Source organism: bacterium (assembly GCA_037131655.1).
In the GTDB taxonomy this organism is placed as follows: Bacteria; Armatimonadota; Fimbriimonadia; order Fimbriimonadales; family JBAXQP01; genus JBAXQP01.
The window spans coordinates 1-16,417 of record JBAXQP010000016.1 but is presented as its reverse complement, the minus strand read 5'-3'; the positions used below and the strand labels follow the sequence as shown (position 1 = coordinate 16,417).

Sequence of the window (16,417 nt, the reverse complement as noted above, 5' to 3'; positions counted from 1 at the left end):
CATTGCAATGGATGGCTTGTGCCCGTGGCAACCTCCTCCTTCCAGAAGCCCCTTCGATATGGCCCGGAGGCCTACTCAGGAAAGCGGATCCATTTATTCGTTTACCATGTGTAGCCAAGCGCAGTGAGACATAACGAAGGGACTTTCAGACAGATTCTTCGTTACACTCAGAATGACACATCTACGCATAAGCCTATTTACCAATGGTCTTAACAACAGCAGGGGGTGACGGCGGAACGGTTAGGGTGGCGGATTGGCCCCAGGTTAGCCAGGGGCGGGGGTAGAGGCCCATTATGATGGTGGCTGAAGCACAGATGATGATTGCGGTCACTAATGGGGCACGCCGAGAGATAGGGGCAGTGCTCTCGGGTGGATCAATGTAAATACGCTTTGCCACCATTAGATAATAGTAGAGTGCGATAACACTGGTGATAGCACCTATTAGGACGAGTACATAGTACCCGGCGGAGGCACCGGCTACGAATAGAAACCACTTGCCCCAGAAACCGGCTAAGGGAGGAATTCCTCCAAGTGATAGAAGAAATATCAGCATTGCAAAAGCGTGTTTTGGCGCCCGGAATCTGAGACCTTTAAGTGTGTCGATTGCGTCCGACCCATCACTTGCCTGCACCGCTTGTGCGATGAAGAACGCGCCCGTATTGGCGAATGCATAGAGCCATAAGAAGAACAGCACCGACCCTAACCCGTCTTTCATACCCGCAACGACAGCGATTAACAGATAACCTGCTTGCGCTACGCCTGAATAGGCCAGCATGCGCTTCAAACTTGTTTGCGATAAAGCCACCAAGTTGCCGAGCGTCATGCTCAAAGCTGATACGGCAATCAGTATCATTACCCAGTCTTTCTCCATGTGCGGGAGGGCAACATAGAGCAAACGAATAAGCGCCGCGAATCCTGCTGTCTTTGAGGCTGTCGATAGAAAAGCAGTAACGGGGGTTGGCGCTCCTTCATAGACATCGGGGGCCCATAGGTGAAAGGGCGCGGCTGTAATTTTGAATGCCAACCCGCCGATTATCAGCGGCAGGCCAATGATCGCCAAGTATGAGAGTTGACTTGTCTGCGTAATACGCTCGGCGATTTGGGCATAGTAGGTGGTTCCGTAAGCGCCGTAAACCAAGCTAATGCCATAAAGCAAGACCGCTGATGAAATCGCGCCGATAACAAGATACTTGAGCGCCGCTTCCCCGCTGTGTTGATCAGTCCGGTGATGTCCGGTGAGGGCAAATAAGCTGACGGTGCCTAGCTCCAGCGCAATGTAGAGCATCAGCAAGCTACCTGCTGATGAGATGAGAGTAAAGCCAAGAGCACTCAGGATTAATAGGACTGAATAGGTTCCGAAATCTGCCGTTGGCCGCCATTCTTCGCAGCAGGAGGATGCCAAGCAGACCAACGCACCGACGGTGAGAATGATGATGGTCACCATCCTTGCGAACCCGTCCCATATATAGATGCCGTTCCACAAACTGCCTTCACGTGAGAGCCAAATCGCCAATGCCGCGCTTACTACAAAGGCAATAAACGCCGTCCAAGCCGAAGCGCGCCAACGAGACGGCGTTACCGCTTCGACGACAAGCACCAGCAACGCAAACGCCATCAGGCATGCGTGCGGCAGCAGCAATATCAGACCATTTATTCCTTCACTCGGCATCTATTTCACTTTCCTTAATTAGCAGCCAGCGTAGTACGTATTGCGTAGTGCGTATTTTCCGGAATCAGGAATACGAACTACGCAATACGCAAACCTATCTTACAAACAGCTTCAAATAGTCATTTACCCCAACATTCAGGAAATCGGTTAATAGGCGGGGGATAATGCCTACTATGATTAAAACGGCGCTTAATAGGATAAGGGCTACCCATTCGGTTGTTTTGGCGGTTGGAAGAGTGTCGTATTTATCTGAACGGGGGCCAAAGAATATTTTTTGTACTACTCTTAAGACATAGGCGGCGGTAATGACTATTCCGGCTACACCGATATAGGTCATCCATGGGAAAGTACCCCAAACGCCATAAAAGCTTAAGAGTTCGGCAATAAAACCACTCGTTCCAGGTAGGCCGAATGAGGCTAAACTGCCGATTACAAAGGCGACCGCTATCCCAGGCATCTTTTCGGCAAACCCACCCATCTCACGAATGTCCCGAGTGTGCGACTTCTCATAAATTAAACCCACAAGCGCAAAGAAGAGGCCGGTCATGATGCCATGCGAGAACATCTGCATGGTTGAACCGGTGAGGCTAATGGCATTCATCTGATGAGTAGCGTTGGTTAGGCCTATTGCGCCCGCAAGTCCCAGCATTACCACTCCCATGTGGCTAACGCTGGAATAAGCGATGACATACTTCAAGTCGGTCTGCCCCATAGCGCTCAACGAACCATAGACGATGTTGATAACCGCAATCCCTCCGATAAGCCACGCCCAATAGTGCGCGCCTTCCGGCAATAGGCACATGCCAACCCGCAGGACACCGAATGCGCCCAGCTTCATCAATACACCGGCGTGCAGCATACTCACAGCAGTCGGCGCGCTGGCATGACCATCCGGCGACCAGGTATGTAGCGGCCAGATGGCCGCTAATATGCCAAATCCAACATAGAATAATAAGAATATCGTCTTCTGTTGAATAGCCGTAAAATGCGTTGTTTGAATGAGTAAAGGCAAATCGAACGTTCTGACAGGGCCGAGAAAATAGACCGCCATTATCCCCACTAATATGAATGCGCTGCCAAGTAGCAGATAGAGGGTGAGCTTCATTGCGGAATACTCTTTGCGCCCTGTTCCCCATATGCCTATTAGCAAGTACATCGGCAATACGGCTATCTCGTAGAACAAGAAGAAGAACAGCAAGTCAAGCGAGCAAAACACGCCGAACACACCGCTAACCAGGAATAGCAACAACGAGAGGAACTCTTTGGGGCGATTGGTAACAGTCCATGAGGCAAACACACCGGCTAAGATAATGATCGAGGTAAGTAACACGAGGGTAACGCTTACGCCATCTACACCAAGGTGTAAACTCGAACCCATTGACGGCAGCCACTGAATGGTCTCCTCGAACTGAATACCGCTATGCTTGAAGTCGAATGAGAGACAAAGCCACACAGATAAAGCGACCGTAATGAGCGCCGCCAACGCTGCCAAAAGACGCATTGGGGTTTTACGCTCGGGGGGAATCACGAGCATTATAACACTCGCCACAAGCGGGGTGAGTGTTATCAGTGTTAACCTATGTTGTAATATCCATTCAAGCATAAATCATCCAAGATCGCTCCTAGCGCGACAACTGTTCGAGCATAACCAACATCGTTGCAAGAATACTGATTATCAGCACAAAGGCATAAAATTGCGCCTGGCCATTTGTCAGGAGCCTCAGTTTACTGCCTGCTATACCCATCAAGCCTGCAATTAAGTTCACAGTACCATCAATGATGTGCCGATCAATCCATGCAATCACTCTCGCAAATACAAGCACTCCTGCAGCTACGAAATGGGTAAAGAAATCATCGATAAACCACTTGCGCTCAAAGAAGATATAGACAGGTTTGATAAGCGCCTTATGCAGCGGATCTCCCTGCGCCAAACCATTTCGATAGAACAAATAGCCTCCACTGATGCCGATCAGGGAAATAAGCGTCGCTGTTAGCATCAATGGGTAAGACATCAATGAACCCGCTTCACCATGAGCGAGTGCTTCCTTAACCGATGGCGCTGCATATCCGCCGATTACTGCCACAACAGCCAAGGCCAATAGAGGCAAAGTCATTACTGCCGGTGATTCATGAGCGTTAGCGGCTTTATCCGAACGCGGCTTGCCCATAAAGGTAAGCACCCAGAAGCGAGTCATATAGAACGCGGTTAATAAGGCTGTAAGTAATCCCGCTCCAAGGGCGAACATATTACCTCTATGAAGCGCCGCAGCCAATATCTCATCTTTACTCCAGAAACCGCTTAATCCAGGGAACCCAGCTAATGCGAGGCCGCCGATAAGCGCCGTTGCTGCCGTAATCTTGAGCTTCTTCCCCAACCCCCCAAGCTCACTGATATCCTGTGAATGCACTGCATGAATAACACTTCCAGCCGTTAGGAAGAGCAGTGACTTGAAGTAAGCATGAGTGCCCAGGTGGAACATCGCCGCAACCTTATCTGCTAAGCCCAAGGCCATCATCATATAGCCTAGTTGGCTGATAGTAGAATAAGCGAGAATGCGCTTGATATCGGTTTGTACCAAAGCGATTGTTGCGCCCATAAAGGCTGTGAGCGCACCGATTATCGTGACCACTTGAAGGGCTAAAGGAGAGACTTCGAATAAAAAGAACATCCGTGCCACAAGGAACACACCGGCAGCAACCATCGTGGCGGCGTGGATTAAGGCGGAAACCGGAGTTGGGCCTTCCATCGCATCTGGCAGCCAGATATGGAGCGGGAACTGAGCGCTCTTCCCTGCTGCTCCACAGAAAATGAGCAGCGCAACCACTCCCGCAAAAGCCGGTAATGCGCCAAATAATGGGGTTAATGTACCTGACTGCACTTGTGCTTGAATTGTAGCGATATCGAAGGTCTTAGCTGCAAAAGAAATCAAAATCATGCCCAGCAGGAAGCCCACATCACCAAACCGTGTGACAATAAACGCTTTCTTTGCCGCGCTTGCCGCTTCCGGCTTATGATACCAAAAACCGATTAGCAAGTATGAACACAGGCCGACCAACTCCCAGCACATATAAAGCAGCAGCAAGTTATCGGCAAGCACCAACCCCAACATAGCCGCAGTGAAAAGTCCCATGAATGAGAAATATTTCGCAAAGCCCGGATCGCCAGCCATATAACCTATCGAGTAAATCTGCACCATCAGACTGACAGAGGTTACGATGACCATCATCATGGCAGACAAACCATCCAGGTGAGCGCCAACCATTACGGTCCAATCACCAATCCGCAACCAATCGATGCGGACATCTAAATTATGTGTTTTAGCCTGCCAAGCGAAGATGGCAAGAACAGCGCTCCAACAGACAGCCAGCACTGTTGGTAATGCCGCAACCCAAGTTGCCTTACGACGCGGCACGAAAAACAGAGCAGTAATTAACGCTGCGATTGCACACCATATTGGAGCTGTCCAGAATAGTTGCGCCATATTATCCCTTCAACCCACTCACTTCATCAACGTTAATAGTGCCAAGGGTTCGATAGACCGAAAGCACCACTGCCAACCCCACCGCAGCCTCAGCCGCCGCCACAGTAATCGTGACTAACACGAAAACGGCCCCTTCGAGTGATTGCGGATAAAGGTATCTCCAGAAGGCAACAAAGTTAAGGTTCGCGGCGTTTAGCATCACTTCCACTGACATCAGGACGGCTATGGCATTACGGCGCGCTATCATTCCATAAAGCCCCATGCCGAAAAGCAGCGTGCTCATAAGCACAATCACATAAAGTGGAATATGGGAAAGCACTGGTATTTGCGGTGTCAATGTTTATGCCCTCCTTGCATTATTTCAGGTTTTCGTGCAAGGAATATCGCCCCTAAGAGCGCACTCAACAGCAGTGCAGAAGTTAATTCAAACGGAAGCACATAATCGGTCAACAGCATCTTGCCCAAGTTACGAATAATATCTCCCTCAACAGGTAGAACTGTCTGATTGTATGAACCTAAGGCTCTCCAGACGAATATCGACAGGATTACAATCATCCCAAACCCCGACGCCAGACCGGGATAGAAAAGTTTGTTGATTGGAGACAGTTTCTTACTCATGACATTCTTAGTTAGCATCAGGGCAAACAACACCAGCACCATCACCGCGCCCGCATAAATCAGCAGTTGCAACACAAACAGGAACTCCATGTTCATCAATAGATAAAATCCGCCAATTCCCAAAAAGAAAGGCAGGAGCCAGAACCCTGCATGCACAAGATTCCGCGACCCCACCACCATCAATCCCCCGATGAGTGTCATAAAACTTACTGTTGCGAATAAAAACGCTTCTATTAGATCCATATTTTCCGTATTGCCTCATGCGAATTCAGTATTCCAGACAATCCCGATGCTTCGGTAAAAGAGCGTCAGCGCCGTTGCAGATGTCCTTCATTTTCGTGTCATCGCGAGAATGTTCGTGCTGAAGCAACCTCCTCCGAGCCTAACAAATTGCGACGTGTTCATTTCAGACAGATTCCACGCTACGACCAGAACGACTTATTTTCAACGTATAGGGGCTTTGCCCCCACCCTGTTTCGGAAGCTATCAGCTACTACGCTGGTTTTACTGTCTCTTCTTGTGATAAAAGCTTAGTAATGGTTTCTATATTCTTCTTGGCGTAATCTTCTCCGCCTTGGGCTAATGTCACTAGGTTGAAAACACAAGCATCGCGTTTTGAACTGGCTAATTCGTATTTAGGTCCCATATAAATTGCATCGAAGGGACATGCTTCTACGCATAAATTGCAGAAAAGGCATCTTCCTAAATCCATGCGAAAGTCGCTCACGCCTGCATGGGTTCCCTTACCCAGTTTAACCATCGAAATCACATTCGTTGGACAAGCTTGGACGCAGAGAGTACAGCCGATACAATTTAGGCGCTGCTTCTCCTCATTCCACTTCAAATAGAAAAGCCCCCGATATCTGGGAGGCATTTCTCGTCGTTCGTAGGGATAACATATGGTCGTTTTACGCATCACGAAATTGCGCAACGTCACCCGCAAGCCGCGGATGTTGCTAATTATCGAGTCCCATATGAAATAGATTCCCCGACGAAGCATCTTCATCTAAATAGCACCTTAGCGTAAAGCTACCATCATAATCGCAAATAATAAGTTCAAAAGGCTCAATGGCACCATGAATTGCCACGCAAATTTAAGTAATTGGTCGATGCGCAAACGCGGAGGCGTCCAACGCACCCACATATGAATAAAGACTAGCACAAACACCTTCAAAAAGAACCACACGATTGGCGGCAAGTATGGCCCGCTCCATCCCCCAAAGAATAAAGCGGCCGCGAATGCAGCCACAAAGAATGTGTTCGCGAACTCCGCCACAAAGAAAAGCCCGAACCTCATCCCGGAATACTCCGTGTTGAACCCACTAACTAACTCGGATTCGGCTTCCGGCAAGTCAAATGGGGTGCGGTTGACTTCCGCTAATGAAGAAATAAAGTAAATGAGCGATGCGATCGCCAGCGGCGCTTGGAGCACATTCCAGCCATGTAGATGTTGCTGTTTAACTATCTCTGTCAGACTCATCGTACCGGTATAAAACACCACGCATAGTACAGATAACGCGATGGGTATCTCATAGGCAAGTAGTTGAGCCACCGCACGAAGGCCGCCTAATAATGAAAATTTGTTGTTCGATGCCCACCCTGCCATCATGATCGCAACTGCATTAAACAGCGATACCCCAATAACAAAGAGCACGGCCACATCCATATCCAGCGCAACCCATGTTGGGCTGAAAGGAAGTACCATGAAGGTCAACAGCGTCGATAAATAGGCAACATAAGGCGCGATGAAATAGATACGCTTATCTGCCAGAGTTGGGACTGTCGATTCTTTCATCAATAGTTTAAGGGCATCGGCAACCGACTGCAACAACCCATGTGGTCCCACATGTTTAGGACCAACTCGGCTTTGTATTGCTCCCGCAACTTTGCGTTCCATCCAAATCAGCAATAACGGGCACATCAGCACGAATGAGCCTAAAATAACGGCCTTAACGAATGTCCATAGGAGGGGATATTCCTGAATTAACTTCATGATGATTTGCATCATCTGTCTATCTCCCCCAAAACAAGGTCAAAGCTGCCAAGTATAGCTACAAGATCAGCAACCTTAGCGCCGGTTAGCAGTCGTGGCAACACACTTAAATTCACAAAAGAGGGAGCGCGGATATGTACTCGCAACGGATTCGGTGTGCCGTCACTCACCATCACAAAACTAAGTTCACCACGCGGACTTTCAATTCGCGAATAAGCCACCCCTGCCGGCGGTTTGAAGACCTTAGGCAATTTAGTAAGGACGGGGCCATCGGGCATCTCCTTAAGAACTTGCTCGATAATACGCATGCTTTGATATATTTCTTCTACCCGCACCAGATAGCGAGTACGCGAATCGCCCGCTTCATACACAGGAACATCAAAGTCTAATCTGTCATAAATCTCATAGGGAGCAACTTTGCGAATATCATAGTTGACCCCAGAAGCCCTAGCGCATGGCCCACTCATACCCCAAGCCAACGCCATTTTCTTGGTCAAAACACCCACGCCTACTGTTCGCGTTCGGAAGATGCGGTTTCTAGTGAAAAGCATATGATTTTCACCTAACCTGTTGCGCATCTGTTTGATAAAATCCAATACCTTTACGCCAAATCCATCAGGGATATCATCCGGCACCCCCCCCGCCCTAATCCAATTGTAGGTCAAACGCGCACCTGTGCATTCTTCCAACAGATCAAGCACCATTTCACGCTCGCGGAAGGAGTAAAGCAAGACCGTTGTAGCGCCCAAGTCAGCGCCGAATGTACCCAGAAAGATTAAATGACTTGCAATACGATTTAGTTCGACTAATAGCACGCGGATATATTGCGCCCGTTCGGGCACTTCAATATCGCCCAATCGCTCGATAGCCTGACAGATGCCTAAGTTGTTAGATAATGCTGCCAAGTAATCGAGTCTATCGGTAAAGGGAATACTGTGGCGGTATTGGCGCTTCTCCATCAACTTCTCAAGACCGCGATGGAGATACCCAACAACCGGTTCGCAAGCAACAATCTGTTCGCCATCCAACGCAAGAATTAGCCTCAGCACGCCATGGGTCGATGGGTGCTGAGGGCCAACGTTGATCACCATTCCCTGAGTGATCATATCGATCGTTGTCATCGTCTGTTGGTCTGTATTAACCGGTACGCTCATGCTAATTCACCGGCTGCGGGCCATGCAGTGGGTTATCATTCTCCTCCGGCACGTAGTCTTTTCTAAACGGATAGCCCTGCCAATCATCCGGCAGCAGAATTCGTTTCAGGTTCGGATGGCCTTCAAAGATAACTCCATACATATCAAACATCTCGCGCTCATGCCAATTCAGTCCCGGCCAAATGGAGGATAGCGAAGAGATGGTAGGTCCAATTCGAGGAATATGAGTAAAGAGCAAGACGTTCACATTGGTCACGTCAGACCACAAACGGACCATCACCACGAATTCCTCGCCGGTGTCCCATACGGTCAAATCAGCCGGATAGTTCATCTGCCAGTCGGGGTCATCGTGTAGATAAAGCGCAACACTTGCCCATGCATCAGGAATGACACGGGCACGAACTTCGTTTGCACTTACTTGTTGAAGTTCGCTTATCGGTTGCTTTAGCTTTTCCTGCATCTTTTGCAGGAGCACTACTAGTTGATTGGTTTTTTCTTCACTCATTACATTAATTACTGCACGATAATCGGATCGGGTTTCGGCATAGGTTTGCCCTGCTTTTCAAATTTGTGCTGTTCTTGTATCCGATCTTGCAACTTGATGATGCCGTGAATCAAGTTCTCCGGTCGAGGCGGGCAGCCGTATATATAAACATCGACCGGTATGAACTGGTCGACGCCTTTAACAATAGTAATTGAATCGCGATAAGGACCGCCGGCGCTGGCACATCCCCCCATAGCGATCACATACTTCGGTTCAGGCATTTGATCGTAAAGCCTCTTGATGAAAGGGGCCATTTTTACTGAAACCCATCCGGCCACTATCATCACATCCGCCTGACGAGGGGTTGCTCGGAACATTACGCCGAAACGGTCGAGGTCATAGCGTGAAGCAGCAGTAGCCATCATCTCAATGGCACAGCATGAAAGACCAAAAGTCAAAGACCACATCGAGGACTTTCGCGCCCACCCAACGACATCACTCAATTTTGCAACGAGTATAGATCCGCCAGGTACATTCACAACCCCCTCTTGTAGTCGCTCCTTTATTCCCACTTTAATGCGCCCTTTCGCCAAGCGTAAAGCAAGCCAAACCCTAAAATAACAATAAACATCGCAACCTCAACCACAGGCGTCCAACCGGCGCCCTTGGCGCATAACGCAACAGGGTAAAGAAGCGCAGCTTCAACATCAAAGACAACAAAGAGCAAGGCAAAGAGGTAGTAATGAAGGTTTACCTGCCGCCAAGCATCGGAAAACGTCTCAGCTCCGCACTCGTAAGTCTCACCTTTAGTAGGGTTTGGACGATACGGCGCTAGAAGATGGGATAACCCTAATGTCACAGCGACTATTAAGATTCCGACCGCAGTAAAAACGCCAATAACGATAAGTGTGTTCATAATACAAGCTCACAAAGTCAGTATTCTTACTTTGCTGTTTAATCCTACACCTTTTCACCCTCATCCGTCAATAGGTTCTATCCCATGCGATCTATTTTGTTATCTATAATAAGTATTGTGCGATATTTCACAAAGCCAACCGTAGCTTAAGTTCAAGTTTAGTTAGTTCAGGACAGGATATATCTAAAAAGAGATACGTAAAGTCCCCCTTTACCATTGAGAGGGTTGAGGGATCTGCAATACCCTCTTAGCTCCCTCTTACACATCAGATATTCCTATATCGTTTTTTGCTCGGCGGCGTCGGTAGTGTTGGTGAGGAGCATGGCTATGGTCATGGGGCCTACTCCGCCGGGGACGGGGGTTATCCAACTGGCGACTTGCTTGGCGGATTCGTAGTCAACGTCACCGACGTCACCCTGGCGGCCTTCGACTTTGTTATAGCCAGCATCGATAACTACTGCGCCGGGTTTGATCCATTCGGCATTCACTAGCTCCGGTCGACCTGCAGCTACGACCAAAATATCAGCTTCACGTGAGATTGCTTTGATATCTTTGGTGCGGGTGTGGCAAACGGTGACAGTGGCGTGGCGGTTCATCATCATTAATGCCAAAGGCTTGCCTAAAATGACGCTACGGCCAATGATGACGACGCGTTGGCCTTCAATAGGAAGCTGATAATGCTCGAGCAGCGCAATAATACCTTTAGGTGTGGCAGCTTCGAAAGCAACTTTATTTGCCACTAGCGCTCCCAGTGAAAAGGGAGATATTCCATCGATGTCTTTAGCGGGACTGATGGCGGCCAGTACTGAATACTCATCAAGCCCCTTCGGAAGCGGATGTTGAACGAGAATACCGGTCACGTCAGGATCATCGCTTAGACGCTTGACAAGTGTTTCAACCTCTTCTTGTGTAGCGCTGGCCGGTAGGATATAGGTCTGCGAACCTATACCAACAGCCTCACACTGACGAGTTTTCATCTTCACATAGGTATGTGAAGCAGGGTCATCGCCAACGAGCACCGCTGCAAGGGTTACTGAAACTCCATTAGCATTCAATTTAGCGATGCGTTCTTTTATCTGCTCGCGAATTACTTTTGATGTTGTTGTTCCATCGAGTATCTTTGTTTCCATAAGCTCCTTCAATCCTTACGCGCTAGAGATGCGCTTTTTCTTCAGGTGCGAGACTATCAAGCAATGCCCCTAAAACGCCATTTACAAACCGACCCGATTCGGCAGTGCTGTATTTCTTTGCCAATTCAACAGCTTCATTGATTGCCGCCGCAGGTGGAACACCGGGACAATAGAGGATTTCATAACTGCACATTCTAAGAATATTACGATCAACCACAGGCTGTCGATCAAGCGCCCACTCATGAGATAGTGAAGCTATTCTCTTATCCAACTCCTCACGATGCTGAGAAACCCCTTCGACCAACTGCTTTACAAAATCAGCGGTATCTTTATCTAATGGCTCCTCTTCAATCTCATCTGCAACAGCTTCAAGCGGATTCTTTTTCGCTATATCGATTTCATATAGGATTTTTAATATCCATTCTCGGGCAACACGTCTCGATCGGATTGGCATACCTAGCTCCTGACCGCAATACTTCCATTATTCCCATTCTTGAAAAGACGTCCCACCAGACCGGTTGAGAGATTACCTTGGATATAATCCTCAACCTCAACTAACTGCCTGAGGAACGGTAGGTTCGTCTTAATCCCTGTAACAACAAACTCACGCAAAGCTCTTCTTAGCCGTGCAATCGCCGCCGGTCGGTCTTCGGCATGAACGATCATTTTAGCGATCATCGCATCGTAATAGGGCGGCACTTCGTAGCCTGCATAGACATAAGAATCAATACGTATTCCGGGGCCACCAGGCTCGATCCATTCATTAATTCTCCCAGCCGATGGCGCGAACTCATTGTCAGGGTCAACAGCATTGATTCGAACCTCAATGGCATGTCCATTGAGGTTTATATCTTCCTGCACAAGCGGAAGCATTTCACCAAAAGCAACTCTAATTTGCAACTTCACAAGGTCAAGACCGGTAACCATTTCCGTAACCGGATGCTCGACTTGAAGCCGGGTATTCATCTCCAGAAAATAGAAGTCGCCGGTTGAATCCAATAAAAATTCAACAGTGCCTGCATTCGCGTAATTAACCGCCCGGGCAGCTTTGACAGCCGCTTCACCCATACGTTTCCTAAGCTCAGGGGTCATCCCAACCGCAGGCGCCTCTTCGATTATTTTCTGGTGACGCATGTTCTGGATCGAACATTCACGCTCTCCCAAATAGATTGTATTGCCATGCTCATCGGCCAATATTTGAATTTCAACATGGCGGGGATCAACGAGGCACTTTTCGAGATAGACATCGCCATCACCAAAGCATGAAAGGGCTTCTTGTTGAGCTAAGCGAAGGGCTTTGGGTAGCTCTTCTTCAGCATCGACTCGACGAATACCGCGACCACCGCCACCAGCCGATGCTTTCACTAAAATCGGATAGCCAATCTTGTTCGCTTCCTTGACCGCCTCTTGTTCGTTGAGCACAACCCCATCAGTTCCGGGAATAACCGGCGCGCCTGCAACCGAAACCACTTCACGGGCCTTTGCCTTTTCGCCCATAAGCCCAATAGCCTTTGGGGAGGGGCCGATAAATTTGATGTTGGAGGATGCGCATGCCTCAGCGAACTGGGATTGCTCGGAGAAATAGGCATATCCAGGATGAATTGCCTCAGCGCCGGTGACCATCGCGGCCATAAGCACGTTACCGATATTCATATAGCTTTCTTGATTAGGCCCAGGCCCGACACAAACACTCTCATCCGCCAAACGCGCATGAAGCGAATTAGCGTCTGCTTCCGAATAAATCGCAACGCTCTTAATCCCCATTTCGCGGCAAGCCCGTATCACTCGAACCGCGATCTCTCCCCTATTAGCAATAAGTATCTTTTCAAACATTATTTCTTTCTCTCAATTAGCATCTAATCAGATTTCGATGCTTCAGTAGCTTTACGTGCCATAGGCACGTCACCCTGAGCGTAGTCGAAGGGTCTTACGGAAGATACCTCGACAAGCTTGGAATGACACGCCTACGCTAAAGCTACGGCGTGTAGGGGGCTTCGCCCCCTGGCCCCCTAAGACCCCTTTGTATTCCCCCTTGGAAAGGGGGAAATTGGCTAGATCATTCTTTAGCCTGCTCTTGCTTCTTGCTTCTATCCCAATAACTACCCGTGGCCGTTTGGACAGTGTACCTCGCCGATTTGAGGATTGTAGCTATAGGGTTGCCCATTGACAGGGCATACGAACATGCTATCAGGAAATTTAAGCGCCCTTTTCAGCCCATCTAGATCAGGCGGGAGATCACCGTCTACCTTAATAACCTCGAGACCGGCTTTGATTTGGGAAAGGTTATTTACACAACTTCCTTCCCGTCCCTTATCCATTGCTTGCCCAACTTGAGTTTGCTTCGTGCTGCCCTTCACGTTGATAGCCGGTGTTTGGCTAAATGGCTTGTAGATGTAGAACACGGAAACCATTACTGCGATAACAGCCAACGCGACAAGCATACCAACCAATGACGAACCACGCTCGTTCTTCATATTGTTTCCTCCAAGTTACTCGGGTTCCAACAAGAACAATGGCTGACCATATTCCACAGCCGCGCCAGGTTCGACCAGAATATCAACGACTCGCCCACCCTCTGTAACTGTAATCTCATTCATCAAAGTCAGCGATTCGATATAACCCACGACGTCACCCGGGTCCAACTCATCCCCTACCATGATAGGATCAGCAGTAGGTCGGAAGAAACCAACCATCGGAGCTACAACCTCGATCGGGACGACATGCGCCGTTTCAGGTTCATATTCAAGTTCAATCGGCGCCTGCTCCGGATCGCTCACGACGGACTCAAAGGCGGTTCGAAGTCGTTTGATCACCACTTTCCCACTTGGAGCCGTCACACTTACTTCGCTCAAATCTGCTTCCTCGGCTATCTTCACGAGAGCTTCAATTTTGTTCAAATCCGCTTTCATTAAATCTGCACCTTAAACATGAGCCATTCAAGACCCTTGATTGAGTACGACACGGCTAACAATACCAAACACAAGTACATCAATTCGGCAGCCCAACTTGCATTTTGCATCATATCCGCCATAGTTTCCGCCCCTTTTGTATTCTGTTGCGAAGGAAATATCGACAAATGCCTCATGAGTTGGTCAATTTTGCCCAACCATCCAACCATGACGGTAAGAAGAAAACTGTGCTTTAGATAGGCCAAAGCGATCACCGCAAAAATAGCTATCGGGGACAGCACCTGATACTTTTGAAGCTGATGAGATTCGTATATCGCACAATTGCGGCAGCGTTCGCGCTTAGCCGGTCCGCCCAAGATACGATTGTATGGGATGAAATGTGCATTCGTCTCCCTATCACGCGTGAAAACCGTTACGTTTTTCATTGCCTCGCGAATGCTGTTAGGTTCGCACAAACATCCAACCTTCTCCCGCCAGCAATGGCGCCTCGCGTGATAAATCGGGCACCGCATCCGCATATTTTTGGTGCAAAAAGGAAGCTGCCAACACTTACCTAGGAACCGCTGCTTGATGTCCTCTTCTCTAAGAAGACCTGCCCCATAAGTTAAATCGCGCATCCCTCTACTCGGCCCCAAAGCGATACGCTTAACAAGATCGGCAATAATTAGAAAGATTGCCGGAACTAAGTAGACCCAAAGGGCTAGCTGTATCTGTTCGAAAGCAGCTCCGCTCAGCGGCTTTGCGTGAACACCGATGGGCTTTTGCAAAAGCGCTTGAAGTACAAACGGCAAGCCCCAATAGACAACACAACCTGCCCCCAAAAAGATATAGCCAACGAAGTCTTTCTCATGGAAAAGCCAGGAGACTGAAAGGACGAGAATAATGGTGGCGAGAAGATAAACCTGACCAACGAGGGCTATGCCGTTCTTAAGCCGAGCGGCATCTTCAGGACGAAAATCACCCGGCACTCCGGCAAAGTTGACTATCGCCCATACCAAATAGGCTAACGCGCCAAACGCCGCGCCTAGTGAGATGTAAAATAACCACCGCGCTACATCGTCAAGTGTACGTTGCCAAGGAGCGCGTGGATCGTACTCCCCCGATTCATAGTCCGAAGAGGACGGTCCTCTCATTCAATTCCTCCGCAGAAGAAACCTATTACTTCTTCACGCGTTCAAGATAAGAATCCGTGCGCGTATCGACCTTAACTACGTCGCCAACTTCAACAAAGAAGGGAACATTAATGATAGCGCCTGTCTCCAGCTTAGCGGGTTTGCCGCCGCCGGAGACTGTATCGCCCTTGAAGGTCGGATCGGTCTCGACAACCTCCAACTCAACAAAAGTGGGCGCTTCCACCCCAAGCATCACGCCATCACCGGTGAGAACGGTCAATTCCATCTCTTCTTTGAGGTACTTCGCCTGATCGCCTAGCATCGCGATACTGATCGGTATCTGTTCGTAACTTTCCTGATCCATTAAGACGTATTCATCGCCTTGCCGATATAAGTAAACCATTTTCGTGCGCTCGACCATCGCCTGTTCCATCTTCTCGCCAGCGCGGAAGGTCTTTTCAAGCGCCTGCCCTGTAGTCAATTTCTTGAGCCGAGTACGCACAAACGCCCCACCCTTGCCGGGCTTCACATGTTGAAACTCAACGATTGTATAGATATCCCTATCGAGGATAATATGCATGCCATTACGGAAATCACTGGTATCAATCAAGGCGCCCCTCCAACTCAGATATTGAACCTTTTATACTATATTTACACCCAAAATTGTAGCACCCCACCCCCCCGCCTGTCAATCAGAGGATGCTGGGGGATCAGGACGGATGGGTTTGGCCTTTAACGTTACGTTGTAATCGAGTAAGCCTTAATTCATGCCTGAACGGCTTGCTCAGGGAAGCGGATCCCCTTTTTCGTTCACCCTGAGCAGCCGAGCGTAGCGCGGCATATCGAAGGGACTTCCAGACAGATTCCACGCCTTCGGCTCTGAATGACACCCTACGGGTGTATGGGGTTGCACCCCATACCTGCTTTTGAATTAAGTATGTCTTAAACAC

The 16,417-nt window shown here is 48.9% G+C and carries 19 protein-coding genes; all 19 read right to left on the bottom strand.

The window, feature by feature from the left end; genetic code table 11:
- Positions 1-193 precede the first annotated feature (193 nt).
- Entirely contained in the window at positions 194-1,669 is a 1,476-nt protein-coding gene (locus WCO51_01615) for an NADH-quinone oxidoreductase subunit N (GenBank protein ID MEI6511957.1), read from the bottom strand.
- Positions 1,670-1,763: 94 nt separating this feature from the next.
- Entirely contained in the window at positions 1,764-3,272 is a 1,509-nt protein-coding gene (locus WCO51_01610; protein MEI6511956.1) for an NADH-quinone oxidoreductase subunit M, read from the bottom strand.
- Between the two features lie 19 nt (positions 3,273-3,291).
- On the bottom strand, positions 3,292-5,151 hold the full coding sequence (gene nuoL / locus WCO51_01605; protein MEI6511955.1) for an NADH-quinone oxidoreductase subunit L: 1,860 nt from the start codon (positions 5,149-5,151) through the stop codon (positions 3,292-3,294).
- Position 5,152: 1 nt separating this feature from the next.
- Positions 5,153-5,434, bottom strand: coding sequence for an NADH-quinone oxidoreductase subunit NuoK (nuoK, locus tag WCO51_01600; protein MEI6511954.1), 282 nt, complete (start codon positions 5,432-5,434; stop codon positions 5,153-5,155).
- Between the two features lie 50 nt (positions 5,435-5,484).
- Complete coding sequence (locus tag WCO51_01595) at positions 5,485-6,012, bottom strand: NADH-quinone oxidoreductase subunit J (GenBank protein ID MEI6511953.1); 528 nt, start codon at positions 6,010-6,012, stop codon at positions 5,485-5,487.
- Positions 6,013-6,262: 250 nt separating this feature from the next.
- Complete coding sequence (locus tag WCO51_01590) at positions 6,263-6,775, bottom strand: NADH-quinone oxidoreductase subunit I (protein MEI6511952.1); 513 nt, start codon at positions 6,773-6,775, stop codon at positions 6,263-6,265.
- Between the two features lie 12 nt (positions 6,776-6,787).
- Complete coding sequence (gene nuoH, locus WCO51_01585) at positions 6,788-7,777, bottom strand: NADH-quinone oxidoreductase subunit NuoH (protein ID MEI6511951.1); 990 nt, start codon at positions 7,775-7,777, stop codon at positions 6,788-6,790.
- A complete protein-coding gene (locus tag WCO51_01580; protein MEI6511950.1) occupies positions 7,774-8,868 on the bottom strand; it encodes an NADH-quinone oxidoreductase subunit D in 1,095 nt (364 codons plus the stop codon). Before WCO51_01580 ends, nuoH begins: the two co-directional genes overlap by 4 nt.
- A 49-nt stretch (positions 8,869-8,917) precedes the next feature.
- Entirely contained in the window at positions 8,918-9,421 is a 504-nt protein-coding gene (locus WCO51_01575) for an NADH-quinone oxidoreductase subunit C (protein ID MEI6511949.1), read from the bottom strand.
- A gap of 8 nt (positions 9,422-9,429) precedes the next feature.
- Positions 9,430-9,939 carry an NADH-quinone oxidoreductase subunit B family protein gene (locus WCO51_01570; protein ID MEI6511948.1) on the bottom strand — a complete coding sequence of 170 codons (510 nt, stop codon included), beginning with the start codon at positions 9,937-9,939 and terminating at the stop codon, positions 9,430-9,432.
- 23 nt (positions 9,940-9,962) lie between these two features.
- Complete coding sequence (locus tag WCO51_01565; protein MEI6511947.1) at positions 9,963-10,316, bottom strand: NADH-quinone oxidoreductase subunit A; 354 nt, start codon at positions 10,314-10,316, stop codon at positions 9,963-9,965.
- A 275-nt stretch (positions 10,317-10,591) separates the two neighbouring features.
- Positions 10,592-11,446: a bifunctional 5,10-methylenetetrahydrofolate dehydrogenase/5,10-methenyltetrahydrofolate cyclohydrolase gene (locus tag WCO51_01560; protein MEI6511946.1), complete on the bottom strand. Its 855-nt coding sequence runs from the start codon at positions 11,444-11,446 to the stop codon at positions 10,592-10,594.
- 22 nt (positions 11,447-11,468) lie between these two features.
- Positions 11,469-11,900 (bottom strand): transcription antitermination factor NusB, encoded by a 432-nt coding sequence (gene nusB / locus WCO51_01555; GenBank protein ID MEI6511945.1) that lies wholly within the window; start codon positions 11,898-11,900, stop codon positions 11,469-11,471.
- Positions 11,901-11,902: 2 nt separating this feature from the next.
- Positions 11,903-13,279 (bottom strand): acetyl-CoA carboxylase biotin carboxylase subunit, encoded by a 1,377-nt coding sequence (accC, locus tag WCO51_01550; GenBank protein MEI6511944.1) that lies wholly within the window; start codon positions 13,277-13,279, stop codon positions 11,903-11,905.
- Positions 13,280-13,545: 266 nt separating this feature from the next.
- Positions 13,546-13,920: a prepilin-type N-terminal cleavage/methylation domain-containing protein gene (locus WCO51_01545; protein MEI6511943.1), complete on the bottom strand. Its 375-nt coding sequence runs from the start codon at positions 13,918-13,920 to the stop codon at positions 13,546-13,548.
- A 15-nt stretch (positions 13,921-13,935) separates the two neighbouring features.
- Positions 13,936-14,355 (bottom strand): biotin/lipoyl-containing protein, encoded by a 420-nt coding sequence (locus tag WCO51_01540; protein ID MEI6511942.1) that lies wholly within the window; start codon positions 14,353-14,355, stop codon positions 13,936-13,938.
- On the bottom strand, positions 14,355-15,488 hold the full coding sequence (locus WCO51_01535; GenBank protein ID MEI6511941.1) for a hypothetical protein: 1,134 nt from the start codon (positions 15,486-15,488) through the stop codon (positions 14,355-14,357). The genes WCO51_01540 and WCO51_01535 overlap by 1 nt, the downstream gene beginning before the upstream one ends.
- Positions 15,489-15,513: 25 nt before the next feature.
- Positions 15,514-16,077, bottom strand: a complete 564-nt coding sequence (gene efp, locus WCO51_01530) for an elongation factor P (protein ID MEI6511940.1) — start codon at positions 16,075-16,077, stop codon at positions 15,514-15,516.
- A gap of 100 nt (positions 16,078-16,177) precedes the next feature.
- Positions 16,178-16,417 (bottom strand): hypothetical protein (locus WCO51_01525; GenBank protein ID MEI6511939.1); only part of this gene is annotated, 240 nt, incomplete at its 5' end.

Bases quoted from the DNA above. Each gene is read 5' to 3' on its own strand.
- WCO51_01575 (MEI6511949.1), bottom strand. From the start codon at position 9,421: ATGAGTGAAGAAAAAACCAATCAACTAGTAGTGCTCCTGCAAAAGATG.
- accC (MEI6511944.1), bottom strand. From the start codon at position 13,279: ATGTTTGAAAAGATACTTATTGCTAATAGGGGAGAGATCGCGGTTCGA.
- WCO51_01580 (MEI6511950.1), bottom strand. From the start codon at position 8,868: ATGATCACTCAGGGAATGGTGATCAACGTTGGCCCTCAGCACCCATCG.
- nuoL (MEI6511955.1), bottom strand. From the start codon at position 5,151: ATGGCGCAACTATTCTGGACAGCTCCAATATGGTGTGCAATCGCAGCG.
- nusB (MEI6511945.1), bottom strand. From the start codon at position 11,900: ATGCCAATCCGATCGAGACGTGTTGCCCGAGAATGGATATTAAAAATC.
- WCO51_01595 (MEI6511953.1), bottom strand. From the start codon at position 6,012: ATGGATCTAATAGAAGCGTTTTTATTCGCAACAGTAAGTTTTATGACA.
- WCO51_01535 (MEI6511941.1), bottom strand. From the start codon at position 15,488: ATGAGAGGACCGTCCTCTTCGGACTATGAATCGGGGGAGTACGATCCA.
- WCO51_01615 (MEI6511957.1), bottom strand. From the start codon at position 1,669: ATGCCGAGTGAAGGAATAAATGGTCTGATATTGCTGCTGCCGCACGCA.
- WCO51_01610 (MEI6511956.1), bottom strand. From the start codon at position 3,272: ATGCTTGAATGGATATTACAACATAGGTTAACACTGATAACACTCACC.
- WCO51_01590 (MEI6511952.1), bottom strand. From the start codon at position 6,775: ATGAAGATGCTTCGTCGGGGAATCTATTTCATATGGGACTCGATAATT.
- WCO51_01540 (MEI6511942.1), bottom strand. From the start codon at position 14,355: ATGAAAGCGGATTTGAACAAAATTGAAGCTCTCGTGAAGATAGCCGAG.
- WCO51_01565 (MEI6511947.1), bottom strand. From the start codon at position 10,316: ATGAACACACTTATCGTTATTGGCGTTTTTACTGCGGTCGGAATCTTA.
- WCO51_01560 (MEI6511946.1), bottom strand. From the start codon at position 11,446: ATGGAAACAAAGATACTCGATGGAACAACAACATCAAAAGTAATTCGC.
- nuoK (MEI6511954.1), bottom strand. From the start codon at position 5,434: ATGAGCACGCTGCTTTTCGGCATGGGGCTTTATGGAATGATAGCGCGC.
- nuoH (MEI6511951.1), bottom strand. From the start codon at position 7,777: ATGATGCAAATCATCATGAAGTTAATTCAGGAATATCCCCTCCTATGG.
- WCO51_01545 (MEI6511943.1), bottom strand. From the start codon at position 13,920: ATGAAGAACGAGCGTGGTTCGTCATTGGTTGGTATGCTTGTCGCGTTG.